A 26,040-nucleotide genomic window follows, 5' to 3' on the forward strand; every position below is an offset into this window, starting at 1 on the left:
GCTTCGCCGGCCGGCTTCAGGTCTGGACCAAGCGCTTGGCGCGGGCGATGGACATCAGGATGCCGAGCCCCAGGCCCAGCGTGACCATCGCGGTGCCGCCGTAGCTGATGAAGGGCAGCGGCACGCCGACGACGGGCAGGATGCCGCTCACCATGCCCATGTTCACGAAGGCATAGGTGAAGAAGATCATGGTGACCGCGCCGCCCAGCAGGCGCGAGAAGAGCGTCGGCGCGTCGAGCGCGATGATCAGGCCGCGGAAGATCAGGAAGATGAACGAGGCGATCAGGAACAGGTTGCCGACGAGACCGAACTCCTCGGAGTACGCCGCGAAGATGAAGTCGGTCGTGCGCTCGGGGATGAACTCGAGGTGCGTCTGCGTGCCCTGCATGAATCCCTTGCCGGGCACGCCACCGGAGCCGATCGCGATCATCCCCTGGATGATGTGGAAGCCCTTGCCGAGCGGATCCTTGGTCGGGTCGAGCAGCGTGCAGACGCGCTGCTTCTGGTAGTCGTGAAGGATTCGCCAGTCGAAGCCGTCGGCACACAACTGCGATTCGAACCCGACGATCAGCGCCACCGCGATCAGTCCGAGCACCACCGGGGGCACGATGAGCTTCCAGGGCAGCCCCGCAAAGAAGATCACCGACAGCCCGGTCGCCAGCACCAGCAGTGCGGTCCCGAGATCAGGCTGCTTCATGATGAGCCCGACCGGCACCGCGAGCAGCACCGTCGCCACCACGAAGTCCAGCGCGCGCAACTGGCCCTCGCGACGCTGGAACCACCAGGCCAGCATCAGCGGCATCGCGATCTTGAGGATTTCGCTCGGCTGGATCACGACACCCACGTTGATCCAGCGCTGCGCGCCCTTCTTGGTGATTCCGAAAAGCGCGACCGCCACCAGCAGCGCCACGCCAAATACATAGAGGGGCGCCGCGAATTTCATCAGCCGCTGCGGCGGCACCTGAGCCACCACGAACATGATGCCGGCCGCGAGCAGCATGTTCCGGCCATGGTCCATGAACCGGGTGCCATGGTCGTAGCCGGACGAATACATCGTCAGCAAGCCGGCACCGGCGAGCAGGAGAACGGCAAAAAGGAGATACCCATCGAAACCCTGGAACACCGGCAAGAGGCGGCGTGCGAGCGAGGGCTGATGGAGGACGGCTGACATAGCCTTCGATTATCCCCCGCGCCAGCACCGAGCCCCACGGGCAGTGGGGCCGGCGACCGTTCGATGCACTCGGTCTTCGGGGTCATTCAGGGTGCGTTCGGATAATGGCCCTATGAATTCCGACCTGCCCATCACCCACCTGCTCTATCTGCACGGCTTCCGGTCCTCGCCGCAGTCCACCAAAGCCCGGCTGATGGCGCAGCACGTCGCCCGGCAGCACCCCGGAACGACGTGGTGGTGCCCCCAGCTCCCGCCATCGCCGAAGGCCGCGATCGACCTCGTGATGTCCGGGATCGCCGGCTGGCCGCGCGAATCGATGGGCGTGGTGGGCTCGTCGCTCGGTGGGTTCTATGCCACCTGCGTCGCAGAGAAGACCGGATGCCGCGCCGTATTGCTCAATCCGGCCGTCCACCCGGCCCGCGACCTGGCCAACCACATCGGCGAGCAGGTGGCTTGGCACGACCCCAGCGAGCACTTCTATTTCCGGCCTGAATACATCGACGAGCTGCGCGCGCTCGATGTCGGCCCGCTCACGCACCCGGAGCGCGTCTTCGCGGTCATCGCCAAGGGCGACGAGGTGCTGGATTGGCGGGAAATGTCCGGGCGCTATCCCGGAAGCCGGCAGAAGGTCATCGAGGGCGAGGACCACGCGCTGAGCGATTTCGAGCGCAGCCATCTGGGCGAAGTGCTGGCCTTCCTGAACCCCTCCTGAGCGCCCCGGGGGCCGGAAGCCGGTGCGCTGCGTGGGACAATCCGCGCCATGTTTGTATTGTTCGAAGAAGCCGGAAAGTACCTCGGCGGCCGCGTCCTCTCGGAGGCCGAAGCATCGGCCCAGGTCGAGCTCGAGACCGGCAAGCGCGTCAAGGTCAAGGGCGCCAACATCGTGCTGCGCTTCGAGAAGCCGGCCCCGGCCGACCTGCTGGCCGAAGCGCGCGCGCTGGCCGCCGGTGTCGATCTCGATCTGGCGTGGGAATTCGCGCCCGAAGGCGAATTCGGATTTGCGGACCTCGCCGCCGAGTACTTCCAGGCCCAGCCCACGTTGACCCAGCAGGCCGCGGCGCTGCTCGCACTCTTCGACGCGCCGCATTACTTCCGGCGCGCCGGCAAGGGCCGCTTCAAGAAGGCGCCGGCGGAAATCCTGCAGCAGGCGCTCGCCGCCATCGAGAAGAAGAAGGCCATCCAGGCGCAGATCGCCGAATGGTCGGCGCAGCTCGCCGCGGGCCAGTGTCCCGCCCCCGTGCGGGAACAGCTCTTCAAGATCCTCTTCAAGCCCGACAAGAACGCGCCCGAATACAAGGCCGTGGTCGAAGCGGCGCGCGCCACGCAGCGTCCGCCGCTCGAACTGCTGAAGCAGGCCGGCGCGATCGATTCGTCCTACCAGTTTCACTGGCACCGCTTCCTGTTCGAGAACTTTCCGAAGGGCACCGGCTTTCCCGCGCTCGACGCGCCCGCGATCGCGGACCAATTGCCGGTGGCAAAGGTCGAGGCGTTCTCCATCGACGACTCGCACACCACCGAGATCGACGATGCCCTGTCGGTGCAGGGCCTGGGCAGCGGCACCGTCGTGGTCGGCATCCACATCGCCGCGCCGGGCCTCGCGCTGGCGCCCGGCAGTGCGATCGACCAGGTCGCGCGCGCTCGCATGTCCACGGTCTACATGCCGGGCCACAAGATCACGATGCTCCCCGACCACGTGGTCGATGCCTACACGCTGCAGGAAGGCCGCGACTGCCCCGCCGTGTCGCTCTACGCCACCTTCGACGAAGCGACGCTCGAGCTGAAATCGAGCGAAACCCGCCTCGAGCGCGTGCCGATCGTCGCCAACCTGCGCCATGACCAGCTGGACACCGTGATCTCGAAGGAATGGCTCGAGGATGCGTCGGTACAGACCGGGAACACGCCCGAGATCGCCACGCGCGTTCGCGAACCGCTGACCTTTCTCTTCCGCCTTGCGAAGCATCTGAAATCGCAACGCGAGGTGGTTCGCGGCAAACCGGAGACCTTCACCCGCCCCGACTACACCTTCCGGCTCGTCGGCAACGAAGGCGAACCCACCGGCACGGAACAGGTGCAGATCTCCACGCGCCAGCGCGGCGCACCGCTCGACCTGATCGTTTCCGAGGCCATGATCCTCGCCAACAGCAGTTGGGGCGGCTGGCTCGCCGAACTGAGCGTGCCCGCCCTCTACCGCAGCCAGGCCAGCCTTCTGCCCGGCATCAAGGTCCGGATGGGCACGCGCGCCCTGCCGCACGCGGGCCTGGGCGTGAAGAGCTATGCGTGGAGCACCTCGCCGCTGCGCCGCTACACGGACCTCGTGAACCAGTGGCAGATCATTGCCGCCGCGCGGCACGGCAAGACCGCGGCGCTCGCCGCACCCTTCAAGCCCAAGGACGCTGACCTGTTCTCGATCCTTTCCGGCTTCGATGCCGCCTACAGCGCCTACAACGCGCACCAGGGCGGCATGGAACGCTTCTGGACGCTCAAGTACCTCGAGCAGGAAGGCATCACCGAGCTCGACGCCACGCTCATCAAGGACGTGCCGAACGGCGCGATGGTGCGCGCCGACACCCTGCCGCTCGTGTTCCAGGTGACCGGCACGCAGGGCCTGCAGCGCGGCGCGCGGGTGCGCGTCAAGCTGGGCGAAGTCGACGAGATCGCTCTGGATGTGCACGGCACCGTCATCGCGCGGCTCGACACTGCTGCGGCCGAGGCAGCACCCGAGGAAGAAGGCGGCGAAGACGAGGAAGAAGTCGCCGGCCCGATCGCGATCGCGGTGGACCTGACCGACAGCGAACCTTCACCGGAGGGAGCGCCCGCCTGAGGGCATCGTTCGACATGGCCAGCCCAGGAGAAGCCACCCCATGAAATTGCGTGATTTCAGCACGCTGCAGATCGCTCTGGGCTTGTCCGTTGTCGCCCACGCGGCCTTGCTGACCGTCCGCTTCGTGGACCCCGAGTCGTTCAACCGCGTCTTCAAGGAAACGCCGCTGGAGGTCATCCTGGTCAACGCCAAGACCAACGAGCGCCCCGACAAGGCGCGGGCGATCGCGCAGACCTCGCTGGCCGGCGGCGGCGATCTCGACAAGGGCCGCGCCACCAGTCCGCTGCCGCCCTCGACGTTCACCACCATCGGCGATTCGATGGAAGACGCGCAGCGCCAGGTCGAGACGATGCAGCAGCAGCAGATGCTGCTGCTGGCGCAGCTCAAGCAGCAGCTCGCCGCGATGCCGGCGACGACCGATCCGCGCAGCTCGGGCGACCCGAGCGAGGCCGCCGCGCGCGAAGAAAAGCGCCGCCAGCTGATCGAGCTGCTTGCGGAGATCGAACGCCGCGTCAACGAAGAAAACGCCCGGCCCAAGAAGCGCTACCTCAGCCCCGCGACGCGCGAAGCCGCCTATGCGGCCTACGTCGATGCGCTGCGCCGCAGGATCGAGGTGCGCGGCACCGAGAACTTCCCCGAAAACGCCGGCAAGAAGCTGTATGGCGAGCTCACGATGATGGTGACGGTCAATTTCGACGGCTCGATCCTCGCGACCGACATCGTCGAAAGCTCCGGCAACAAGATGCTGGACCGTCGCGCGCAGGCCATCGTCCGCAGCATCGGCAACTTCGGCAAGTTCACCGACGCCATGCGGCGGCAGACCGACCAGATCGTGCTGCCGTCACGCTTCAAGTTCACCCACGACGAGACGCTGGAGACCCAGCTCTCGTCCAGATGACGACGAACAAGGGAGACACCGTGGACCTTTACTGTGTGATGGGCAACCCGGTCGAGCACAGCCGCTCGCCGTGGATTCATGCGCGCTTTGCCGAACTGACCGGCCAGCAGCTCGACTACGGCCGGCGCCTCGTGCCGCTCGGCGGTTTCGAGGCTGGGGTTGAAGCCTTCCGCAAGGAGACTTCCGGCACCGCGCGGGGCTGCAATGTCACCGTGCCCTTCAAGTTCGACGCCGCGGCGCTGTCGCAGCACCTGACGCCGCGCGCCGCACTCGCCCGCGCTGTCAATGTGCTGAGCTTTCGCGAAGACGGCATCCATGGCGACAACAGCGACGGCGTCGGTATCGTCAACGACATCACGCTGCATGCGGGCGTCGCGATTTCGGGCGGCGATCTGCTGCTGCTCGGTGCAGGCGGCGCTGCGGCCGGCGTGCTCGGGCCGTTGATCGAAGCCGGGCCGCGCCGCCTGGTCGTGGCCAATCGCACGCTCGAGAAGGCCATCGCGCTCGTCCAGCGGCACGCGGCACTGGCACTGCAGCACCACGTGGTGCTCGAAGCGCAAGCGCTGGATGCCGTTCCCGGCTCGTTCGACGTGCTGGTGAACGCCACCGCCTCCAGCCTCGCCGGCGGCGAAGTGCCGGTGGCCGCCAGCGTGCTCAAGCGTGGCACGCTGGCCGTCGACATGATGTACGGGCCCGCCGCGGCCGGGTTCATGGGCTGGGCGCGCGAGCACGGCGCGGTGCCGCGCGACGGTCTCGGCATGCTGGTGGAGCAGGCGGCCGAAGCCTTCGAGACCTGGCGCGGCGTGCGGCCGCCGACGGCCGCGGTGCTCGCCGAGCTGCGCGCGATCGTCGAAGCCAAGTGAAGCCGGTCCTGCGCTGGCTCGGCTGCCTGCTGATCGCGGCCTTCGCGCTGCAACTCTTCTTCATCCTGCGCATCGCCGCGATGGCGGCGATCGATCCCGAATCGACCGCGTTCCAGCGTTCAGAAGCCTGGCGCGTTGCCGCGCAGGGCCGCGCCAACGGCGATCGCGAATGGCGGCAGCGCTGGGTGCCCTATGCGCAGATCTCCGATTCGCTCAAGCGCGCGGTGATCGCGAGCGAAGACAGCGAATTCATCTACCACCAGGGCGTGGAGTGGGAAGCCATCGAGCGCGCCCGCCAGCGCAACGCCAAGGCCGAGGAGATCGCCGCCAGGCGCGCTGCACAGATGCGCGCACGCGGCAAGGAACCGCGCCCGACGCAACTGCGCGGCGGATCGACCATCACCCAGCAGCTCGCGAAGAACCTGCTGCTGTCGAGCGAACGCACCATGCTGCGCAAGGCGCAGGAGCTGGTGCTCGCGACCACGCTCGAAATCCTGCTGAGCAAGCAGCGCATCCTCGAGATCTATCTCAACAACGTGGAATGGGGCGAAGGCATCTTCGGGGCCGAAGCCGCATCCCAGTACTACTTCCGCAAGCCCGCCGCGCGCCTCACCGCGAGCGAAGCGGCACGCCTTGCCGTCATGCTCCCGAGCCCGAAGTTCTTCGAACGCCGACAGGGCTCGGGCTACCTCGCGGGCCGCACCGCATCGATCGTCGCACGGATGCCGGCCGCCGAGTTGCCCTGAGCATCGGCGGGCAAGCCAAGCTTCCGCCCGCCCTTCAGGAACCGGCCCGTCCTGCCACGGGCCCGGACAGGACACCGCAGGGAGCAACATATGATCAGCCATGCTTGCCGCAAAGTTCATGGGATGGGGGTTGCTGTCCGCCATCCGCCTGCTCACGGGCGCCCAGGCGCGCTGGTGGGGTTGTCCGCCGAAAGCCGAGCAGCGCATCTACTTCGCCAACCATCAAAGCCATCTCGACCTCGTGATGATCTGGGCCGCGTTGCCACAGGAACTGCGCAGCATCACGCGGCCGATCGCCGCGCGCGACTACTGGGCGACCACACCGTTCAAGCGCTGGATCACGACGGAGGTGTTCAACGCCATCTACGTGGAGCGCGGCGGAAGCGCAGCCGTGGCGCCGCAGGCCGAACAGGCGACCCAGCAGGCCATCGAACAAGCCGTGAAACCATGGACCGTGCAAGGCGAACTGCCGCTCGCACAGGCCGAGGCGCCACCGGCCATTCCCGGAAGCGCCGAGGCGCTCGCCCCGCTTCAGCCGCTGATCGAAGCCCTGCGAAGCGGCGACTCGATCATCATCTTTCCTGAAGGCACGCGCGGCAACACCGGCGAACCGCAGAAGTTCAAGTCGGGCCTCTTCACGCTGGCGCAGATGTTTCCCGAGGTCGTGCTGGTGCCGGCCTGGATCGACAACGTGCAGCGCGTGATGCCCAAGGGCGAAGTGGTGCCGGTGCCGATCCTGTGCTCGGTGACCTTCGGCGCGCCGATCCGGCTCGAAGCGGGCGAGGAACGCCGCCCGTTCCTCGATCGGGCCCGCGAGGCGGTGATCGCATTGCGCGATGTCTAGGCCGGTCTCCACATGAACGAATTCCTGCGCAATCTCACGCCGACCCAGCAGGTCGCGATGCTCTTCTTCATCGTCTTCGGCATCCTGTTCGTCGTCAGCGCAGCCACCTTCCTGCTGGGCCTGAGGGAAAGGCGCAACCCGGTTCACGACGAGATCTGGCAGCGCGAGCTGCAGCATTTCCGTTCACTGCTGCGCACGAGCTGGGTGATGGCAGTGATTTTCTGGATCGGCTGGGCGCTCGGCCCAACGGTCGCGACAGTACTCTTCGCGCTCATTTCCTTCTTCGCGCTGCGCGAGTTCATCACGCTGTCACCCACGCGGCGCGGGGACCATCGCAGCCTGATCCTGGCCTTCTTCGTCGTGCTGCCGATCCAGTTCTGGCTGGTCGCCACCGCGCACTTCGACCTCTTCACCGTGTTCATCCCGGTGTACGTGTTTCTGGCGATCCCGGTCGTGAGCGCGCTGGCGGACGACCCCAGCCACTTCCTCGAACGCAACGCCAAGCTGCAATGGGGCATCATGGTCTGCGTCTACGGGCTCAGCCATGTGCCGGCGCTGCTGCTGCTTTCCTTTCCGCGCTACGAGGGCAAGAGTGCGTTCCTGGTGTTCTATCTGGTGGTCGTCGTGCAGACCTGCATGCTGGTGCAGCACCTCGTCTCGCGCCGGAAGTCGATGCCGGCTACTGGCGCGCCGTCGAACGAAATGCCCAAGGGCTGGCTGGGGCCGCTCAGGCATCGCCTCTTCATGCAGCCGCCCTTCGCGCCCAACGTGAGCCGCAGCTTCAACTGGACGAGCTGGGCGCTCGGGATGGTGATCGCGAGCCTGTTCGGCGCGCTGCTCTCGTTCATCACGCCGTTCAAGTACGGGCAGGCGCTCGCGATGTCGCTGATCGCCTGCGCGGCGGGCTCGATGGGCCACCTGGTGATGAAGGCGCTCAAGCGCGATCGCGGCATTCCCAACTGGGGCCAGCGCGGCGTGGGTGTAACCGGCGCCAATGGCCTGCTCGACCGCGTGGATGCGCTGTGCTTCGCCGCACCCGTGTTCTTCCACGCAGTACGTTGGTACTTCAACGCATAAGGATCCGATGCGCATCCTCGGTATCGATCCCGGCCTGCAGACCACCGGCTTCGGCGTGGTGGACGTCGATGGCCATTCGCTGAGCTACGTGGCGAGCGGCACCATCAGCACTCGCCACATCGGCAAGGGCCAGTTGCCGACGCGGCTCAAGGTGCTGTTCGACGGCATCGGCGAGATCAACGAACGCTACAAGCCCGACGCGGCGGCGGTGGAGATCGTGTTCGTCAACGTCAATCCGCAGTCCACCCTGCTGCTCGGGCAGGCGCGCGGCGCGTGCCTCACCGCGCTGGTCGCGTGCAACCTGAGCGTGGCGGAATACACCGCGCTGCAGATGAAGCAGGCCGTCGCGGGACACGGCAGCGCCGCCAAGGCGCAGGTGCAGGAGATGGTGAAGCGCCTGCTCCACCTGCCCGGCGTGCCCGGCAGCGATGCGGCGGATGCGCTGGGCATCGCGATCACGCACGCGCACGTCGGCAGTTCGATGGCGCGCCTGGAGACGGCGGCGACGCTGGAAAAGGGAATTGCCGGACGGTACCGGCAGGGGCGCACGCGCTAGAAGGCGCGCTCCGCGATCAGCACCGCAAAGAACCCGAAGGCCGCCAGCAGCGTCCACTTGAGGACGATCCAGCCGAAGCGCCGGTACTTGACCTGCCCCGTACCCGCGTAGAACGCGAACGAAGCGCCGGCCACCAGCAGAAGAAGCAGGATGGCCCAGCGAAAAAGCAGCATCGTCTTGGCGCGTTACCAGGCGCGAGCGACCTCGGCGAAGCCGGCAGGCGCGCGGCGCTCGTCGTCGAAGGTGACGATCTCGTGCGCATCCTCGTGCGCGAGCAGCTCGCGCAGCAGCTTGTTGTTGAGCGCATGGCCCGAGCGGAACGCGCTGTAGGCCGCCAGCAGCGGCTGGCCGATGACGTAGAGGTCGCCCATGGCGTCAAGGATCTTGTGCTTGACGAACTCGTCGTCGTAGCGCAGGCCGCCCGCATTGAGCACCTTGGTGTCGTCCATGACGATCGCGTTGTCGAGACCGCCGCCGAGGGCCAGTCCCTTGGAGCGCATGTATTCGACTTCCTTGGTGAAGCCGAAGGTGCGCGCACGCGCGATATCCTGGCTGTAGGAGCCGCTGCCGAGATCAAACTCGAAGCGCTGCCCGGTCGAATTGACCACGCGATGGTCGAAGTCGATCTCGAAGCTGAGCTTGAAGCCGTGGTACGGCTCGAGCCGGGCCCACTTCTCGTCGGCGCCCTGGCCTTCGCGCACTTCCACCGGCCGTGTCACGCGGATGAAGCGGCGTGGCGCGTTCTGCAGCTCGATGCCTGCACTTTGCAAAAGGAAGACGAACGACGACGCTGATCCGTCGAGGATCGGCACTTCGTCCGCCGTGATGTCGATCACGAGGTTGTCGATGCCGAGGCCGGCGCAGGCCGACATCAGGTGTTCGACGGTCTGCACCTTCGCGCCGCGCGAGGACACGGTCGACGCGAGCCGCGTGTCAGTGACCGCTTCGGCGGTCATCGGGATCTCGACAGGCTCCGGCAGGTCCACGCGCCGGAACACGATGCCGTGGTTCACGGGCGCAGGACGCAGCGTGAGCTCCACGCGCTGGCCGCTGTGGAGCCCCACGCCCACGGCGCGGGTGATCGATTTGAGGGTACGTTGTGGAAGCACGGGCGCAATTTTAGAAGCGCGAGGCGTCCGGCGTACCGCCCGCCTCGCTATGTCCGCGATAGCTTCCACAGCGTACCCATCAGTCGGCTTGACGCCGGAGGAACGCGGGGATCTCGAAATCGTCCATCCCGCCCGACGACAGCGCATCCACCTTCGCGGCGGCCATCGTGCGGTTGGTACGCCACACGCTGGGCACTGCCATGCCGTCGTAGTTCGGCTGGCTGGCGGCATGGCCGACACCCGCGCCGAGCGTCGGAACGGTGAACGGGATGTTGTCGGTACCGGTGCGGATCACTTCGAGCGTCGGCGCCTGACGACGGGCATCCTGGCGCGAGAGGCCGGTCGCGACCACGGTCACGCGCATTTCGTCGCCGAGGTTCTCGTCGTAGGCCGCGCCGTAGATGACATGCGCATCGGGCGACGCGTAGGCGCGGATGGTGTTCATCGCGAGCTTCGATTCGCTCAGCTTCAGGGAAGCCTTCGATGCGGTCACCAGCACCAGCACACCCTTCGCGCCCGAGAGGTCGATGCCTTCGAGCAGCGGGCAAGCCACAGCCTGTTCGGCGGCGATACGGGCGCGATCCGGACCGCTCGCGGCGGCCGTGCCCATCATGGCCTTGCCGGGCTCGCCCATCACCGTGCGCACGTCTTCGAAGTCGACGTTCACGCCGCCGTACTCGTTGATGATTTCCGAGATACCGCCCACCGCGTTCTTCAACACGTCGTTGGCATGCCCGAAAGCCTCTTCCTGCGTGACGTCTTCGCCCAGCACGTCGAGCAGCTTCTCGTTGAGCACCACGATGAGCGAATCGACGTTGGCTTCGAGCTCGTTCAGGCCGGTTTCGGCATTGGTCATGCGGCGGCCGCCTTCCCAGTCGAAAGGCTTGGTCACCACGCCCACGGTGAGGATGCCCATTTCCTTCGCGACGCGCGCGATCACAGGTGCTGCGCCGGTGCCGGTGCCGCCGCCCATGCCGGCCGTGATGAACAGCATGTGCGCGCCGGCGATGGCTTCGCGAATGTCGTCCACCGCGGCTTCGGCGGCATCACGCCCCTTCTCGGGCTTGCTGCCCGCGCCCAGTCCGTTGGTGCCGAGCTGGATGGTCTTGTGCGCGTTGCTGCGCGAGAGCGCCTGCGCATCGGTATTGGCGGAGATGAACTGAACACCTTGCACGCCACGATCGATCATGTGCGCGACCGCGTTGCCGCCGCCGCCCCCGACGCCGATCACCTTGATCTGGGTTCCCTGATTGAACTCCTCGATCTCGATCATTTCGATTGCCATGTTCTGACTCCTTGAATATGCAGTTGCCATGTTTGTGAATGAATTTGTTGTTGGAACCGTTGACGTCTTCCTCAGCGCGGTGGTCCGGTTCTTCGCCATCGCTCGTTGAAGTGCCGCGGCGGCCCTGCGCGCGCCAGCCAGAGTGCACAACGATTCATGGACGCACTCCCATGCCAGAGACACCGCGGAACCGGCTTTGCCGGGCCGCTGGTGTCGCCCCCTGGAAGGGGGTGGAGAGCGACACGAAGTGCGCGAGCCTGGGGGTCATCAAAAATTCCCCACGATGAAGTCCTTGAAACGGCCGAAGGCCGTCTTCACGGAACCATTCTTCTGTGCCACCTTGAAGCCGCGAAGGCGCGCATAGCGCGCTTCCTCGAGCAGGCCCATCACGGTCGCGGCCCTCGGCTGCGCCACCATATCGGACAGCGCACTCGAATATTTAGGAATGCCCCGGCGCACCGGCTTCAGGAAGATGTCTTCGCCGAGTTCCACCATGCCCGGCATCACCGCGCTGCCACCGGTGAGGACCACGCCGGACGAGAGCACTTCTTCGTAGCCCGACTCGCGGATCACCTGCTGCACCAGCGAGAAGATCTCCTCGATGCGCGGCTCGATCACGCCCGCGAGCGCCTGCTTGCTCAAGAGGCGCGGACCGCGATCACCAAGACCCGGCACTTCGACCTGCGTTTCCGGATCGGCGAGCAGCTGCTTGGCGAATCCATTCTCGACCTTGATGTCCTCGGCATCCTTGGTCGGCGTGCGCAGCGCCATCGCGATGTCGCTGGTGATGAGATCGCCCGCGATCGGGATCACCGCCGTGTGCCGGATCGCACCGTTGGTGAAGATCGCCACGTCGGTCGTGCCTGCGCCGATGTCGACCAGCACCACGCCGAGTTCGCGCTCGTCCTCGGTCAGCACCGCCTGGCTCGATGCGAGCGGGTTGAGCATCAGCTGATCGACTTCGAGGCCGCAGCGGCGCACGCACTTGATGATGTTCTCGGCCGCGCTCTGCGCACCGGTCACGATGTGCACCTTGGCTTCGAGCCGCATGCCGCTCATGCCGATCGGCTCCTTCACGTCCTGGCCGTCGATCACGAACTCCTGCGGCTCGACGAGCAGCAGGCGCTGGTCGCTGGAGATGTTGATCGCGCGCGCCGTCTCGACCACGCGCGCCACATCGGCGGGCGTCACTTCCTTGTCCTTCACCGCCACCATGCCGCTCGAATTGATGCCGCGGATGTGGCTGCCGGTGATGCCGGTGTAGACGCGGCTGATCTTGCAGTCGGCCATCAGCTCGGCCTCCTTGAGCGCCTGCTGGATGCTCTGCACCGTCGCGTCGATGTTCACCACCACGCCGCGCTTGAGTCCATTGCTTGGCGAGATGCCCAACCCCGCCAGCTTGAGCTCGCCGTTGGGCAGCACTTCGGCAACCACCGCCATCACCTTGGCGGTGCCGATGTCGAGGCCGACAACGAGATCTTTGTAGTCTTTGGACATGAAGCTTCCTCTGTTCGCTTTCTCTCTTGTGCTTACTTTTTCTTCGGCTGGTCGGGCACGACCGTGGTTACGCCGCGCAGACGCAGCGCGTAGCCCTCGTTGTGCCGAAGATCGGCGCCCTCGACCGAGGCCACCGTTCGCCCGTACTGGCTCGCCACCGGCGTGACCGTGCGCAGGAATCGCTGCGTACGCGCCACCACTTCTTCGCCACGACCCCTGCCGAGTTCGAGCAGCGCGCCGCTATCGAGCATCGCGCGCCAGCTTCCACGGCTCGACAGCGTCAGCTCGTCGATGGCCAGGTCATAAGGCTTGAACAGCGGCGCCAGCACCCGGTACATGCCGAGCACCTGCCCGGCCTGCTCGACCGGCCCGTCGAGGCGAGGCAGGCTGTCGTCGACCTCGGCCACGTTGGCATCGAAGACCTCGCCGAATCCGTTGATGAGCCGCGAAGCTGCCTCGTCGCCCCAGTGCGCCACAGGCTGGTGCTCGGTGAGCGTGACACGCAGCTTGTTCGGGAACTCGCGTCGCACGACGGCCTTGCGCACCCACGGTACCGACTCGAAGGCCGTGCGTGCGCGCCCGAGATCGACCGTGAAGAAGTTGCCCGCAAGCTGCGGCGCCACGTTCGCGCGCAGGGTCACCGCGTTGTTGTGCGTGACCTCGCCGTCGACCTTGATGCCGGCGAGCGGGAAGAAGGGCTGACGCAGCACCCACCAGGCGCCCGCAGCCAGCATCATGAGCGCGAAGAGCGCGAACACCAGGGTCGCGGTCACGTTCATGAGCTTGACGTCGAAGGGCACGGGGATGCTGTCGGCCATCTTCATCCTTCCGCTCGCTCACCGCCCGAATCCAGCGTCGCAGAAGCGAGCACCCGCAGGCAGAGTTCTTCGTAGGCGATGCCCGCCGCGCGCGCCGACATGGGCACCAGCGAATGGCTCGTCATCCCCGGCGACGTGTTCATCTCCAGCAGGAAAGGCTTGCGGTCGCTGGCGCGGATCATCAGGTCGGCACGGCCCCAGCCACGGCAGCCGAGCTGGTGGTAGGCCGCGAGCGTGATGCGGCGGATCTCCGCCTCTTCCGCCGCCGGCAGGCCGCTCGGGCAGTGGTACTTCACGTCGTCGGTGAAGTACTTGTTCTGGTAGTCGTAGGCACCTTCGGGCGCGGCGATGCGCACCACCGGCAGTGCGACCGCATCGAGCCCGCTGCCGAGCACCGCGCAGGTGACTTCCTCGCCTTCGATGAACTCTTCGCAGAGCACGTCGGCGTCGTAGCGCACCGCGAGCGCGACCGCATCCTGCATCTGCGAATAGCCCTCCACCTTGGTCACGCCGATGGACGAACCCTCGCGCGGCGGCTTCACGATCAGCGGCAGGCCGAGCACATCGGGCACTGCGTTGATCTGCTCGCGGCTCTGCTGGTCGAAGGCAAGACGCACATAGTGCGGCGTCGGCAGCCCGTCGGCCTGCCAGATGCGCTTGGTCATGACCTTGTCCATCGCCACGCTCGAGGCCATCACGCCCGAGCCGGTGTAGGGGATGCCGAGCAGTTCGAGCGCCCCCTGCACCGTGCCGTCCTCGCCGTGGCGGCCGTGGAGCGCAACGAAGCAGCGCTGGAAGCCGTCGCGCCGCAGCTCGGCCAGATCACGCTCCGCCGGATCGAACGGATGCGCATCGACACCGCTCGCCCGCAGCGCGGCCAGCACGCCGTTGCCGGACATGATGGAGATTTCGCGTTCGGCCGACCTGCCGCCGAACAGGACGGCAACCTTGCCGAAGGACTTGGGATCGATCACGCTCACTGCGCACTCCCTTCGCGCACCATTTCAACGACCTTGGCGGGCACGGCCCCGATCGAGCCGGCCCCCATGCAAATGACCACGTCGCCGGCTTTCGCGTTGTCGAGGATCGCCTGCGGCATGGCCGCGATCTCGTCGACGAACACCGGCTCGACCTTGCCCGCGACGCGCAGTGCGCGCGCCAGGGAACGTCCGTCGGCCGCCACGATGGGCGCTTCTCCGGCGGCATAGACCTCGCCGAGCAGCACCGCATCGGCCTGGCCGATGACCTTGACGAAATCCTCGAAGCAGTCGCGTGTGCGGGTGAAGCGGTGCGGCTGAAAAGCCAGCACCAGACGGCGACCCGGGAATGCCCCGCGTGCGGCGGCGATGGTCGCGGCCATCTCGACCGGGTGGTGCCCGTAGTCGTCGATCAGCGTGAAACTGCCGGCCGCATCGTCCTTCGCAGCGACTTCGCCATAGCGCTGGAAGCGCCGGCCGACGCCCTTGAAGTCGGCGAGGCCGCGCTGCACCGCCTCGTCGGGAATGCCAAGCTCGACCGCGACCGCGATCACCGACAGCGCATTGCGCACGTTGTGCTCGCCGGGCAGGTTCAGCACGATGTCGAGGTCGGGCAGCGTCACGCCGTTGCGCCGCTGCGCCGTGAAGTGCATCTGGGCGCCCACCGCGCGGACATTGACTGCGCGTACCTGCGCGCCCTCGTCGAAGCCGTAGCTGGTGACGGGGCAGGACACCTCGGTCACGATCTGCCGGACGGCCGGGTCGTCGGTGCAAAGAATCGCGACGCCATAGAAAGGCATGCGGTGCAGGAAGTCGACGAAGGCCTTCTTGAGCTTCGCGAAGTCGTGCCCGTAGGTCTCCATGTGGTCGGCGTCGATGTTCGTGACCACTGCCATGATCGGCAGCAGGTTCAGGAACGACGCATCCGACTCGTCGGCCTCGACCACGATGTAGTCGCCGCTGCCGAGCTGCGCATTCGCACCCGCGCTGTTGAGCCGGCCGCCGATCACGAAGGTCGGGTCCAGCCCCGCGGCCGCAAGCACGCTCGCGACGAGGCTCGTGGTGGTGGTCTTGCCGTGCGTGCCGGCGATCGCGATGCCCTGCTTGAGCCGCATGAGTTCGGCCAGCATGAGCGCGCGCGGCACCACGGGAATGCGCTTCTCGCGCGCCGCAACCACCTCGGGGTTGTCGGCGTTCACCGCGGTCGAGGTGACGACCGCATCGGCGCCCGCGATATGCGCCGCATCGTGGCCCACGAACGTGGCGATGCCCAGGCCCGCGAGCCGCCGCAGCGTTGCGCTGTCGGCCAGGTCCGAGCCCGAGATCTTGTAGCCCAGGTTGAGCAGCACTTCGGCGATGCCGCTCATGCCCGAGCCGCCGATGCCCACGAAGTGAATGTGATGGATTGCGTGCTTCATGAGCGGCCTCCACGTCCAGGTTCGGCGAGTTCCTCGCAGGCGCGGACCACGGCGTCCACCGCCTCGGTTTTTCGCATCGTCCGGGCCTTCAGGGCCCGGTCCAGGAGCGCATCGCGCCCCGTTTTCTGTAAGAGATCAGCCAGCAATTCGGGTGTCAGTTCAGTCTGCTGGACGAGCCAGCCACCGCCCGCATCGACGAGGAAGCGCGCGTTGGTGGTCTGGTGGTCGTCCACCGCGGAAGGGAAAGGCACGAACAGCGCTGCTGCGCCGACGGCCGCGATTTCGGTGACGGTGCTCGCGCCGGCGCGCGCGACGATGAGGTCGGCGTCGGCGTAGGCGCGTGCGGTGTCGTCGATGAAAGGAGTGAGCTCGCCCTCGACGCCCGCCTGGGCGTAGTTGGCGCGGAGCTCGTCGATCTGCTTGGCGCCGCTCTGGTGCGTGACGCTTGGGCGCTGCGAGGGCGCGATCATCGCGAGCGCCTTGGGCACCACCGCGTTGAGCGCCTTCGCGCCGAGGCTGCCGCCGACCACCAGCAGCTTGAGCGGCCCGCTGCGACCGGCGAAACGGGCGGATGGCTCAGCTTGCGAGGTGAAGGCCGCGCGCAACGGGTTGCCGACCCATTGCGCCTTCTTCAGCACATTCGGGAACGCGCTGAACACACGGTCCGCCACGCCCGCGAGGATCTTGTTGGCCAGGCCCGCGACCGAGTTCTGCTCGTGCAGAACCAGCGGCTTGCCCAGCAGCACGCTCATCATGCCGCCAGGAAAAGTGATGTAGCCCCCAAGGCCCACCACCACATCGGGCTTGACGCGGCGCACCACGCCCAGGCTCTGCCAGAAGGCGCGCAGCAGGCGCACCGGCAGCAGCGCGAGCGTGAGCGGGCCCTTGCCGCGCACGCCGCCGAACTGCACCGGCTCGAAGTCGAAGCCGCGCGGCGGCACGAGCTGGTGCTCCATGCTGTCGGGCGCGCCCAGCCAGTGCACGCGCCAGCCGCGATCGCGCAGCGCCTCGGCCACGGCCAGGCCCGGGAAGATGTGACCGCCCGTGCCGCCCGCCATGACGAGTGCGGTCCGGGTCATACGCGTCCCCCTCTCATGAGGACGCGGTTTTCGTAATCGATGCGCAGCACCACGGCCAGCGCAATCACGTTCATCAGGATGGCCGAGCCGCCGAAGCTCATCAGCGGCAGCGTGAGCCCCTTGGTCGGCAGCGCGCCAAGGTTCACCCCCATGTTGATGAAGGCCTGGAAGCCGATCCAGATGCCCACGCCCTGCGCCACGAGGCCCGAGAACACGCGGTCGAGCGCGATGGCCTGCCGGCCGATGTGCATGATGCGCCGCGTGAGCCAGAGGAAGAGGCCGATGGCAAGCAGCACGCCCACGAGCCCGAATTCCTCACCGATCACCGCCATCAGGAAGTCGGTGTGCGCCTCGGGCAGCCAGTGCAGCTTCTCGACGCTGCCGCCGAGGCCGACGCCGAAGACTTCGCCGCGGCCGATCGCGATCAGCGAGTGCGAAAGCTGATAGCCCTTGCCGAGCGCGTGCTCTTCGCTCCAAGGATCGAGATAGGCAAAGATCCGCTCGCGCCGCCACGGGCTGGTCGCCACGATGGTGCCGAAGGCCACCACCACGAGCGCGGCGATCACGAAGAACATGCGCGCGTTCACGCCGCCGAGGAAGAGGATGCCCATCGCGATCACGGCGATCACCATGAAGGCGCCCATGTCAGGCTCGGCCATCACCAGCATGCCGACCACGACCACCGCGACGCCCATCGGCAGCACCGCGCGGAAGAAGCGCTCCTTGATCTCCATCTTGCGGACCATGTAGCTGGCCGCGTAGAGGATCATCGCGAACTTGGCCAGCTCCGACGGCTGGAAGCGCATGAAGCCCATCGGCAGCCAGCGCCGTGCGCCATTGACGTTGATGCCGATGTGCGGGATCAGCACCACCACCAGCAGCAGCAGCGACACGACGAAGAGCCACGGCGCAGCGCGCTCCCAGGTTCGCATCGGCACCTGGAAGGCCAGCATGCCGCCGAGGAAGGCGATCACCAGCGACGCGGCATGGCGCGTGAGGAAGAAGGTCGCGCTGTAGCCGGCGCGCGCGAAGCGCGGGTTGTCAGGCATCGCGATCGAGGCCGAATAGACCATCACCAGCCCCCAGGCCAGCAGCGCGACCGTGACCCAGACCAGCGCCTGGTCGAAGCCCAGCACCCGCACCGGCGCGGCCTTGGTCTGCGTCATGCCGGCGCTGCCCAGGCGCACCGGCAGGTGGATCGGCAAGGCATCCATGCTGCTCTTGGCGCGGCTGAACCAGCCGGCGAAGCGGCTGGTCTTTGCTGTGGAGGTGGATGCCGCGCTCATGCGAGCCCTCCGTCGGCCGCGAGGTCCTGCACCGTCTCGCAGAACACGGCCGCGCGATGCGCGTAGTCCTTGAACATGTCGAAGCTCGCGCAGGCCGGCGACAGCAGCACCGCATCGCCGGGTTGCGCGCGCTCGGACGCGAGCTTGACCGCTTCGGGCAACGACGCGGCTTTCTGCATCGAGATGCCGGTGGATTCGAGGGCCGCCTCGATCTGCGGCGCATCGCGCCCGATCAGCACGACGGCGCGTGCGTACTGATGCACCGGGGCTGCGAGCGGCGTGAAATCCTGGCCCTTGCCATCGCCGCCGAGGATCACGACCACGCGGCGGTCCTCGCCAAGGCCGATCAGCGCGGCGACCGTCGCGCCGACGTTGGTGCCCTTGCTGTCGTCGAAGTACTCGACGCTGTCGATGATCGCGACCGGCTCGACGCGATGCGGCTCGCCCTGGTACTCGCGCAAGCCGTAGAGCATGGGCGCGAGCTGACAGCCCGCCGCCGTCGCGAGCGCGAGCGCAGCCAGCGCGTTGAGCGCGTTGTGCCGGCCCCGGATGCGCAACGCATCCGCAGGCATCAGGCGCTGGATGTGGAGCTCTTCCTCAAGGGCCGGCGCACCGCGCTTGCGCTTCTGCGTCTCGTCGGCTTCGAGTGCGCGGACAAGCCACGCCATGCCGTGCAGGCGCTCGATGCCGTAGTCGCCCGGGCGTTTGGGCATGCCCGAGCCGAAGGTGATCACGCTGCGGGGCACCTGCCCCTTGGCAAGCTTGACCGGCGCCGGACGCATCGCCATCACCGTCTCGTCGTCACGGTTGAGCACCATCGCGCCCTGCTTGCCGAAGATGCGTGCCTTGGCAGCCGCATAGGCCGCCATGTCGCCGTGCCAGTCGAGATGGTCCTGCGTCACGTTCAGCACCGTGGCCGCGGTGGGCTCGAAGCCCTGCACGCCGTCGAGCTGGAAGCTCGACAGTTCGAGCACCCAGACATCGGGCAATGCGCCGGTATCCATGCGCGAAGAGAGCGTGTCCAGCAACGTCGGGCCGATGTTGCCGGCCACGGCGACTGTCTTGCCGGCGCGCTCCACGAGCTGGCCGGTGAGCGAAGTGACCGTCGTCTTGCCGTTGGTTCCCGTGATCGCGAGAACGGCCGGCGTGTAGCCCTTGGGCTTGGGCGGGGGCGCAATGACTTCGGGCGTCGGCGTGAACGAGTCGTCGTCGTCGTCCGAAAGCTCAGGCGCGGATTCGGCTGCGGGCTCGATCGCCTCCGCCTCGCCGGATGCCTGCGGTTCCGGTGCCACCTGCGCCTCGCCCGCGTCGGCGGTTTCGGGCGGTTCGGCTTCCTCGACCCGTTCCATCGTCCGCAGATCGGCCAGCGCCTGCGCGAACAGATCCAGTTCGCCGCCCACCGGCAAGCCGACCGCGCGCGCCGCTTCGACCACTGCCGCGACAGTGGCGGGCGACAGCCCAGGCGAGCGGTACACCGCACGCACCGGCGTGCCTTCGACCAGCGATGCCGCGAACGGCCCGCCGACGAAGCTCGCGCCCGGGAGTTCCTCGCGCAGGACCGCCAATTGCGGCGGCGCCTCGCGCGTGTCGGCCACGGTGACATGCGCGCCGTGACGAGCGCACCAGCGCGCCATCGCGAGCCCGGACGCCCCGAGGCCGAGGATCAGAACATGGAGGTCCTTGAGATGCTGCATCGCCCGCCTACCGCAGCTTCAAGGTGGAAAGACCCACGAGGCACAGCAGCATCGTGATGATCCAGAAGCGCACGACGACCTGCGTCTCGCGCCAGCCGCTCTTCTCGAAGTGGTGATGCAGCGGAGCCATCTTGAGGACGCGCCGCCCTTCGCCGAAGCGCTTCTTGGTGTATTTGAAATAGGTGACCTGCGCCATCACCGAGATCGCCTCGACCACGAAGATGCCGCCCATCACGAAGAACACGATTTCCTGCCGCACGATCACCGCGATGGTGCCGAGTGCACCGCCGAGCGCGAGCGCGCCCACGTCGCCCATGAACACCTGCGCCGGATGCGTGTTGAACCACAGGAAGGCAAGCCCCGCGCCGGCCATGGCGGAACAGAACACCAGCAGTTCGCCCGAACCGGGAATGTGCGGGAACAGCAGGTAGCGCGAATACACCGCGCTGCCGGTGACGTATGCGAACACGCCCAGCGCCGAGCCGACCATCACCACCGGCATGATCGCGAGCCCGTCGAGACCATCGGTGAGATTTACCGCGTTGCTCGCGCCGACGATCACCAGGTAGGTCAGGATCACGAAGCCGATGCCGCCCAGCGGGTAGCTCACTTCCTTGAAGAAGGGCACCAGCAGGTTGATCTTGGGCGGGAAGTTCAGGTCGAAGCCGGAGCGAACCCACGAGAAGAACAGTTCGAGCACACGCCAGTTGGAGCTCTCGGAAATGCTGAAGAGCAGGTAGAAGCCCGCGACCAGGCCGACCACCGACTGCCAGAAGTACTTTTCGCGCGAGCGCATGCCTTCGGGGTCCTTGTTGACCACCTTGCGCCAGTCATCGACCCAGCCGATCGCGCCGAAGCCGAGCGTGACCCACAGCACGATCCACACGAACCGGTTCGACAGATCGAACCAGAGCAGCGTCGCAAGCGCGATCGAGAACAGCACCAGAACGCCGCCCATGGTGGGTGTCCCGCTCTTGGTGAGATGCGTTTCCATCGCATAGCCGCGCACCGGCTGGCCGATCTTGAGCGCGGTGAGCCGACGGATCACGTAGGGGCCTGCGGCCAGGCCGAGCAGCAGCGCGGTCAGCGCAGCCATCATCGCGCGGAAGGTGAGGTACTGGAACACGCGCAGGAAACCGAACTCCGGCGAGGTCGCCTGCAGCCATTGGGCCAATGTCATCAGCATGATGTGAACGCGCGCGGTTCATGCAGCATGACCGGCCTCCCTGTCTTGTTGTTGTTGTGGCACCGAGGCGATGACGGCCTGGACCACGCGCTCCATCTGCATGAAGCGCGAACCCTTCACCAGAACGCTCGCGGTGCCCGGCAACTGCGCGAGCACGGCGGCGTTGAGCGAATCGATGTCACCGAAGTGCCGGGCCTCGCCGTTGGCGGGCGAGCCGTAGGCCGAGACGCTGTGCACGGTCTCGTTGCCGAGCGCGAACACGGTCTCGATGCCGCGCTCGCGCGCCCAGGCGCCGATTTCGGAATGGAATTGAGGACCCTGGTCGCCCACCTCGCCCATGTCGCCGATGACCAGCACGCGCGGGCCGGGCAGGCTCGCGAGCACGTCGATCGCGGCGCGCATCGAATCGGGGTTGGCGTTGTAGGTGTCGTCGATGAGCGTGATCGTGCGGCCGTCGCCCAGCCGCAGTTCGGCGGCCTTGGAGCGGCCCTTGACCGGCTCGAATGCCGCCAGCCCTTCGCCGATCTTGTCGGGCGAGACGCCGCTGGCGAGCGAGCACGCGATGGCGGCGAGCGCATTGACCACGTTGTGGCGACCCGCGATGCGGAGCAGGCAGCGCACTTCGCCCACCGGCGTGCGCGCCTCGAACTGCCAGGCGCCGCGCCGCCACTCGGCCGCCACCAAAGCGATGTCGGCATCGTGATGCACCCCGAAGGTCAGCGTGCGCCGCACCGCGCCTTCGCGCGCGATGGCCTGCCACAGCGGCGTGAACTCGTCCCCGAAGGGGAACACCGCCGTGCCGCCGTCAGGCAGCGCGGAGAACACCGAAGCGTTCTCGCGCGCCACCGCCTCGACGGTGGCCATGAATTCCTGGTGCTCGCGCTGCGCGTTGTTGACCAGCGCGATGGTGGGCTTCGCGATGGCACCGAGCCGCGCGATCTCGCCCGGATGATTCATTCCGAGCTCGACCACCGCGCGCTGGTGCCGCTCCCGAAGCCGCAGCAGCGTCAGCGGCACGCCGATCTCGTTGTTGAAGTTGCCGGCAGTCGCGAGCGCGCCCTCGCCGCTGGCGACGCGCAGGATCGAGGCGATCATCTGCGTCACCGTGGTCTTGCCGTTGCTGCCGGTGACCGCGATCAGCGGCAGATCGAACTGGCTGCGCCAACCGGCCGCCAGCGCGCCGAGCGCGACGAGCGTGTCCGGCACTTCGAGGCCCGGCAGGCCCGCGGCTTCGAGGCCGCCGTGCGCAATGGCCGCGACGGCGCCGCGCGCCTTCGCATCGGCGAGGAATTGGTTCGCGTCGAAGCGCTCGCCCTTCAGCGCGACGAACAGATCGCCGGCGGCGAGCGTGCGCGTGTCGGTGTGCACGCGCAGGATCGGCGTCGCGGGGTCGCCGACGAGGCGCGAGCCCGGGATCCAGGCACGCGCCTGACCGAGGGTCATCATGGGAGCCATCGCGTTTGCCTCGGTCATGCGCCGCTCCTCAGTGTGAGCGCATCGATGGCGTGCGCTCGGTCGGAGAACGCGATGCGCTCGCCGGCGATTTCCTGCCATGCCTCGTGGCCCTTGCCTGCGATCAGCACCACGTCCTCGGGACGGGCCTGGGCCAGTGTGTCGGCGATGGCCTTGGCGCGATCGGGTTCGACCTGCGCAGCCTCCGGGCTCGCCAGCCCCAGCAGGATCTGGCTGATGATCGCCGCGGGCTTTTCGCTGCGTGGGTTGTCGCTGGTCACGACCACGCGGTCGGCCTGCTTCTCGGCGACGGCGGCCATCATCGGGCGCTTGGCGGAATCGCGATCTCCGCCGCAGCCGAACACGCACCACAGCTTGCCGCCGCGCTGCTGGACGAGTGGATGCAGTCCTGCAAGGGCCTTGTCGAGCGCGTCGGGCGTGTGCGCATAGTCGACCACCACGAGCGGATGGCCCGGAACGCTCACTCGCTCCATGCGCCCCGGAACACTGTCGAGCCCGGTGCACGCGGCCACCGCGTCTTCGAGCGACAGCCCCACCGCACGCAGCGTGCCGATCACGCCGAGCAGGTTCGACACGTTGTACTGGCCGATGAGTTGCGTGGACAGACGCACCGGCGGCACACCCTGCTCCAGGACGGTGAAGCCGAGGCCCTCCGCGTCATAGCCGATGTCCTCGGCCACGAGCCGCGCGGCCGCACCGGCGGCCGACACGGTCCAGACGTCGAGCGTGCCAACACCGGTCTCGATCAGATTGCCGACCAGCGCGGCGCCGTGCACGTCGTCGATGTTGACCACCGCCGCACGAAGCCCGGGCCAGCGGAACAGCTCGGCCTTGGCCTGCCAGTAGGCATCCATGCTGCCGTGGTAGTCCAGATGGTCCTGCGTGAAATTGGTGAACACCGCCACCGCGATCCGCGTGCCGTCGAGCCGTCGCTCGACGATGCCGATGGACGAAGCCTCGATTGCGCAGGCGCCGAAGCCGCGATCGGCGAAGGCGCGCAGCTCACGCTGCAGCAGCACCGGGTCGGGCGTGGTGAGCCCCGTGTAGGTGAGCTCGGGCGGAACGCCGACGCCCAGCGTGCCGACGACTGCGCACGGCGGACGGCCGGCGCGCGACAGCGCCTGCGCCAGCCACCAAGCGGTGGAGGTCTTGCCGTTGGTGCCGGTGACCGCGAGAACGTCGAGCCGCTCGGACGGGTTGTCGTAGTAAGCGGCGGCGATCGGCCCCGTCGCGGCCTTGAGGCCCGGATAGGTCGCGACCGCTTCGCCTTCGAAGCCGAAGGCCTCGCTGCCTTCCGCCTCCACCAGGCAGGCGACCGCGCCCTGCGCCAGCGCGGACGGCACGAAGCGCCGGCCATCGGTGGCCGCGCCGGGCCAGGCGATGAAGCCGTCGCCGAGACCGATCGAGCGACTGTCCGCATGCAGCGCCCCGCGCACGCGCGACCGCAGCCAGCGCGCGGCTTCCTCGGGGGTACGAAGCATCGTCGTGGCCATCAGAAGCTCTCTTCCACGCCCTTGGTGATCACCAGGGGTTTGACCGCGAGGTCCGGTGCCACGTTCATCATGCGCAGCGTCTGCTGGACGACTTCGCTGAAGACCGGGGCGGCCACGATGCCGCCGAAATACGAGCCGTTGCTCGGCTCGTCGATCATCACCGCCACGATGATCCGCGGCTTCTCGATCGGCGCCAGGCCGGTGAACCACGAGCGGTATTGCTTGCTGGCGTAGCCCCGCCCGACCTGCTTGTGCGCCGTGCCGGACTTGCCGCCCACCGAGTAGCCGATGGTCTGCGCGAGCGGGCCGGTGCCGCCGGGGCCGGCCGCCATCTGCAGCATCCTGCGCACCGACGCGGCGGTCTGCGGCGAGAACACCTTCACGCCGACGGCCGGATCGGGGCTCTTGAGAATGGTCGCGGGGATCACATCGCCGTCGTGCGCGAAGGCGGTGTACGAATGCGCCATCTGGAACAGCGACGCCGACAGGCCGTAGCCGTACGCCATCGTGGCCTGCTCGACCGGCTTCCACGACTTCCACGGGCGCAGCCGGCCGGTGACCGCGCCGGGGAACTGGATCTGCGGCTTCTGGCCGTAGCCGAGCGCGGTGTAGCTGTCCCACATCTCGTGGGGCGTCATCTTCTGCGAGATCTTCAGCGCGCCGATGTTGCTCGACTTCTGGATCACGCCTTCGACCGTGAGCGAGCCGTAGTTGTGGGTGTCGCTGATCGTGAAACCGCCGAGGCTGTAGCGCCCCGGCGAAGTCTCGATGATGGTCTGCGGCTTGATTCGGCCCGCCTCGAGCGCGGTCGCGACCGTGATCGGCTTCATCGTCGAACCGGGCTCGAACACGTCGGTCAGCGCGCGATTGCGAAGCTGCTCGCCGGTGAGGTTCTGGCGCTTGTCCGGCACGTAGCTTGGGTAGTTGGCCAGCGCGAGCACCTCGCCCGTGACCGCGTCGAGCACGACCACGCTGCCGGCCTTGGCCTTGTGGAAAGTGACCGCGTCGCGCAGCTTCTGATAGGCGAAGAACTGCACCTTGCTGTCGATGCTCAGCTGGATGTCCTTGCCCTCGGAGGGCGGCACCTGCTCGCCCACGCCCTCGACCACGCGGCCGAGGCGGTCCTTGATGACGCGGCGCGAACCCGGCTTGCCCGCCAGCTCCTTGTTGAACGCGAGCTCGATGCCTTCCTGGCCGTTGTCCTCGACGTTGGTGAAGCCCACCACGTGCGCAGCCGATTCGCCTTCGGGGTACTGGCGCTTGTATTCCTTGCGCTGGTAGATGCCCTTGATGTTGAGCGCCGCAATTTCCTTCGCGATCGGCTCGTCGACCTGGCGCTTGACCCAGACGAAGGTCTTGTCCTCGTCCTCGAGCTTCTTGTCGAAATCCTTCTGCGGCATGCCGAGCAGCTTGGCGACCTGCCGCAGCTTGGCCTTGACCTCGGGGTCATCGCGCTCGATGTCCTCCGGGATCGCCCAGATGCTCGGCGCGACCACGCTCTGCGCAAGCAGCAGGCCGTTGCGGTCGAGGATACGGCCGCGATTCGCCGGCAGCTCGAGCGTGCGGGTGAAGCGCACCTCGCCCTGGCGCTGGAAGAAGGCGTTGTCGATCACCTGCACATAGGCTGCGCGCGCGGCGAGCACGATGAAGCCGAGCGCGATGCCCGCGACGATGAACTTGCTCCGCCAGACCGGGGTCTTGCTCGCGAGCAGGGGGCTCGTCGTGTACTGGACGCTGCGGCGGGGCATC

Annotated in this window: 23 protein-coding genes; 8 read left to right on the plus strand and 15 right to left on the minus strand. The window is 67.3% G+C overall.

The window, feature by feature from the left end; all coding sequences use genetic code 11:
• Positions 1 to 16 precede the first annotated feature (16 nt).
• Positions 17 to 1,171, minus strand: a complete 1,155-nt coding sequence (gene rodA, locus BLW05_RS16660; protein ID WP_093164255.1) for a rod shape-determining protein RodA — start codon at positions 1,169 to 1,171, stop codon at positions 17 to 19.
• A 112-nt stretch (positions 1,172 to 1,283) separates the two neighbouring features.
• Between rodA and BLW05_RS16665 the strand changes: the two genes are divergently transcribed.
• From BLW05_RS16665 to ruvC, 8 genes are all read left to right on the plus strand, one after another.
• Positions 1,284 to 1,883: a YqiA/YcfP family alpha/beta fold hydrolase gene (locus BLW05_RS16665; RefSeq protein ID WP_093164257.1), complete on the plus strand. Its 600-nt coding sequence runs from the start codon at positions 1,284 to 1,286 to the stop codon at positions 1,881 to 1,883.
• Between the two features lie 48 nt (positions 1,884 to 1,931).
• On the plus strand, positions 1,932 to 3,992 hold the full coding sequence (locus BLW05_RS16670) for a ribonuclease catalytic domain-containing protein (protein ID WP_093164259.1): 2,061 nt from the start codon (positions 1,932 to 1,934) through the stop codon (positions 3,990 to 3,992).
• A gap of 40 nt (positions 3,993 to 4,032) precedes the next feature.
• Positions 4,033 to 4,890: an energy transducer TonB gene (locus tag BLW05_RS16675; protein ID WP_093164261.1), complete on the plus strand. Its 858-nt coding sequence runs from the start codon at positions 4,033 to 4,035 to the stop codon at positions 4,888 to 4,890.
• 20 nt (positions 4,891 to 4,910) lie between these two features.
• Positions 4,911 to 5,753, plus strand: a complete 843-nt coding sequence (gene aroE / locus BLW05_RS16680; RefSeq protein WP_093164571.1) for a shikimate dehydrogenase — start codon at positions 4,911 to 4,913, stop codon at positions 5,751 to 5,753.
• Entirely contained in the window at positions 5,750 to 6,499 is a 750-nt protein-coding gene (gene mtgA, locus BLW05_RS16685; protein WP_093164263.1) for a monofunctional biosynthetic peptidoglycan transglycosylase, read from the plus strand. Before aroE ends, mtgA begins: the two co-directional genes overlap by 4 nt.
• Positions 6,500 to 6,599: 100 nt before the next feature.
• Positions 6,600 to 7,343: a lysophospholipid acyltransferase family protein gene (locus BLW05_RS16690; RefSeq protein ID WP_256330350.1), complete on the plus strand. Its 744-nt coding sequence runs from the start codon at positions 6,600 to 6,602 to the stop codon at positions 7,341 to 7,343.
• Between the two features lie 12 nt (positions 7,344 to 7,355).
• Positions 7,356 to 8,420, plus strand: a complete 1,065-nt coding sequence (locus BLW05_RS16695; protein WP_093164265.1) for a phosphatidate cytidylyltransferase — start codon at positions 7,356 to 7,358, stop codon at positions 8,418 to 8,420.
• 7 nt (positions 8,421 to 8,427) lie between these two features.
• A complete protein-coding gene (gene ruvC, locus BLW05_RS16700) occupies positions 8,428 to 8,976 on the plus strand; it encodes a crossover junction endodeoxyribonuclease RuvC (RefSeq protein WP_093164267.1) in 549 nt (182 codons plus the stop codon).
• On the opposite strand, the gene BLW05_RS35955 is transcribed toward ruvC, so the two are convergent.
• The 14 genes from BLW05_RS35955 to BLW05_RS16765 form a co-directional block, all read right to left on the minus strand.
• The gene (locus BLW05_RS35955) at positions 8,973 to 9,149 is read right to left on the minus strand and encodes a hypothetical protein (protein ID WP_177142683.1); all 177 of its coding nucleotides are present in this window, start codon (positions 9,147 to 9,149) and stop codon (positions 8,973 to 8,975) included. The genes ruvC and BLW05_RS35955 overlap by 4 nt on opposite strands.
• Before the next feature lie 12 nt (positions 9,150 to 9,161).
• Positions 9,162 to 10,085 carry a UDP-3-O-acyl-N-acetylglucosamine deacetylase gene (gene lpxC, locus BLW05_RS16705; protein ID WP_093164269.1) on the minus strand — a complete coding sequence of 308 codons (924 nt, stop codon included), beginning with the start codon at positions 10,083 to 10,085 and terminating at the stop codon, positions 9,162 to 9,164.
• A 79-nt stretch (positions 10,086 to 10,164) separates the two neighbouring features.
• Complete coding sequence (gene ftsZ, locus BLW05_RS16710) at positions 10,165 to 11,370, minus strand: cell division protein FtsZ (protein WP_093164271.1); 1,206 nt, start codon at positions 11,368 to 11,370, stop codon at positions 10,165 to 10,167.
• 267 nt (positions 11,371 to 11,637) lie between these two features.
• Positions 11,638 to 12,867, minus strand: coding sequence for a cell division protein FtsA (ftsA, locus tag BLW05_RS16715; RefSeq protein WP_093164273.1), 1,230 nt, complete (start codon positions 12,865 to 12,867; stop codon positions 11,638 to 11,640).
• A 32-nt stretch (positions 12,868 to 12,899) separates the two neighbouring features.
• The gene (locus BLW05_RS16720; RefSeq protein ID WP_093164275.1) at positions 12,900 to 13,685 is read right to left on the minus strand and encodes a cell division protein FtsQ/DivIB; all 786 of its coding nucleotides are present in this window, start codon (positions 13,683 to 13,685) and stop codon (positions 12,900 to 12,902) included.
• A gap of 2 nt (positions 13,686 to 13,687) precedes the next feature.
• A complete protein-coding gene (locus BLW05_RS16725; RefSeq protein ID WP_093164277.1) occupies positions 13,688 to 14,665 on the minus strand; it encodes a D-alanine--D-alanine ligase in 978 nt (325 codons plus the stop codon).
• Entirely contained in the window at positions 14,662 to 16,080 is a 1,419-nt protein-coding gene (gene murC, locus BLW05_RS16730) for a UDP-N-acetylmuramate--L-alanine ligase (protein ID WP_093164279.1), read from the minus strand. The genes BLW05_RS16725 and murC overlap by 4 nt, the downstream gene beginning before the upstream one ends.
• Entirely contained in the window at positions 16,077 to 17,159 is a 1,083-nt protein-coding gene (gene murG, locus BLW05_RS16735; RefSeq protein ID WP_093164281.1) for an undecaprenyldiphospho-muramoylpentapeptide beta-N-acetylglucosaminyltransferase, read from the minus strand. The genes murC and murG overlap by 4 nt, the downstream gene beginning before the upstream one ends.
• A complete protein-coding gene (gene ftsW, locus BLW05_RS16740) occupies positions 17,156 to 18,445 on the minus strand; it encodes a putative lipid II flippase FtsW (protein ID WP_093164283.1) in 1,290 nt (429 codons plus the stop codon). Before ftsW ends, murG begins: the two co-directional genes overlap by 4 nt.
• Complete coding sequence (murD, locus tag BLW05_RS16745; protein WP_093164285.1) at positions 18,442 to 20,139, minus strand: UDP-N-acetylmuramoyl-L-alanine--D-glutamate ligase; 1,698 nt, start codon at positions 20,137 to 20,139, stop codon at positions 18,442 to 18,444. The genes ftsW and murD overlap by 4 nt, the downstream gene beginning before the upstream one ends.
• A 7-nt stretch (positions 20,140 to 20,146) precedes the next feature.
• Positions 20,147 to 21,325, minus strand: a complete 1,179-nt coding sequence (gene mraY, locus BLW05_RS16750; protein ID WP_093164287.1) for a phospho-N-acetylmuramoyl-pentapeptide-transferase — start codon at positions 21,323 to 21,325, stop codon at positions 20,147 to 20,149.
• An 18-nt stretch (positions 21,326 to 21,343) separates the two neighbouring features.
• A complete protein-coding gene (gene murF / locus BLW05_RS16755; RefSeq protein WP_093164289.1) occupies positions 21,344 to 22,798 on the minus strand; it encodes a UDP-N-acetylmuramoyl-tripeptide--D-alanyl-D-alanine ligase in 1,455 nt (484 codons plus the stop codon).
• The gene (locus BLW05_RS16760) at positions 22,795 to 24,291 is read right to left on the minus strand and encodes a UDP-N-acetylmuramoyl-L-alanyl-D-glutamate--2,6-diaminopimelate ligase (protein ID WP_093164291.1); all 1,497 of its coding nucleotides are present in this window, start codon (positions 24,289 to 24,291) and stop codon (positions 22,795 to 22,797) included. Before BLW05_RS16760 ends, murF begins: the two co-directional genes overlap by 4 nt.
• The gene (locus BLW05_RS16765; protein WP_093164293.1) at positions 24,291 to 26,039 is read right to left on the minus strand and encodes a peptidoglycan D,D-transpeptidase FtsI family protein; all 1,749 of its coding nucleotides are present in this window, start codon (positions 26,037 to 26,039) and stop codon (positions 24,291 to 24,293) included. Before BLW05_RS16765 ends, BLW05_RS16760 begins: the two co-directional genes overlap by 1 nt.
• Position 26,040 lies beyond the last annotated feature (1 nt).

It is taken from the genome of Variovorax sp. YR216 (assembly GCF_900107745.1).
GTDB lineage: Bacteria > Pseudomonadota > Gammaproteobacteria > Burkholderiales > Burkholderiaceae_C > Variovorax.